At 44.6% G+C, this 383-nt stretch carries 1 protein-coding gene; it reads right to left on the bottom strand.

Features of this window, described 5'->3' with window-relative positions; genetic code table 11:
• Positions 1-114: 114 nt before the first annotated feature.
• On the bottom strand, positions 115-383 hold a 269-nt coding region (locus tag L9G74_RS23880), incomplete at its 5' end, for a hypothetical protein (protein ID WP_238898525.1).

The following is a 383-nucleotide window of genomic DNA, read 5'->3' as shown; positions in this document are numbered from 1 at the left end:
GTCCCCTAATACGTGGCCGCTGTTCTGCTAGTTTTTTCCTGCTGTGATATCGAACCTTCTTCTCAAAGCATCTTTCTTTTCTCTTTAGACGAAATTTGGTCAAGGCAGCCTCTCTCAATGCAAGCCGTCCTTCATCTGCCCCATTCCCAAAGCTTTTCCTATCAATGCCACCAATTCCAATGCTCCCAGCAGCCACATTGCCATTTCCATATTTATCATTCTGATTGTCAAGGTGTTGCTTCCATCCTGTCCATTATTGCTCCCATGATCACTCTCCACTGCATTTCCATCCACACCATAGTTTGCAGCATTACTTTCTGCTGGCCCTCCAAATGCATTTGATGATACACATTGCGGAGTTGAGCTTTTCAGTAAGAGATCAT

Source organism: Shewanella electrica (genome assembly GCF_022321485.1).
In the GTDB taxonomy this organism is placed as follows: Bacteria; Pseudomonadota; Gammaproteobacteria; order Enterobacterales; family Shewanellaceae; genus Shewanella; species Shewanella electrica.
This window is presented reverse-complemented; position numbering and strand designations above follow the sequence as displayed.